Here is a 638-nt window from a genome sequence, read left to right on the forward strand (position 1 = left end):
TACTAACACGCGATTATTTCTTCTTGTTCCCACCAGAAATCCTGAAACAGCATACGTTGGTGTTCCAGCTGTATTCGTTTTTCCGTAGTCGTATGGTGCGCCGACACACAGATTGCATGCTGTTGAGCGAGTTAAATCAGAAGCTTGCACGTAACATTGAATGGCGTCGATTCTCAATGGATCTGATCCGTGAGCTGAAACGCTTGTCAGACGGCAAAGGGACAGACGATCTTTTTGTGGTGAACTTATGGGGCTATCACTTAACGATCGAAACTATGATCGAGAATGATAAAGTGATGGATTACCAGATCGACATCAAATGTGACGTCGAAGAGGTGCTGCGTTACTCACGTGCTCGTACAACCAACGCAGGCAAGCGCAACATGGCGCCTACGCTGCCAAATCCACTTCGTAATGAGATGGTAACCCGACAGCAGCTTGAAGCGCTCTCAGGCATCATTGACGGCGAATTTGAGCCTATTCAGCGCAAAGCCCCGTCTCCGCGAGGAAATTTGGGGCGTCGAGTGAAGCAAAGAAAGCACCTTGTCGAGATCAACGCAGATGAGATCACCATTACTCTGTCGAAATACACCTCTCCAGAGGCGCTAGAACGCAGTATAACGGCGTTGTCTGCAATG

Annotated in this window: 1 protein-coding gene; it reads left to right on the forward strand. The window is 48.6% G+C overall.

Translation table 11 applies throughout. From position 1 onward, the window contains the following. On the forward strand, positions 1-638 hold a 638-nt coding region (locus tag R7093_RS26115), incomplete at both ends, for a replication initiator protein RctB domain-containing protein (protein WP_318147135.1).

The organism is Vibrio sp. 1580 (genome assembly GCF_033340055.1).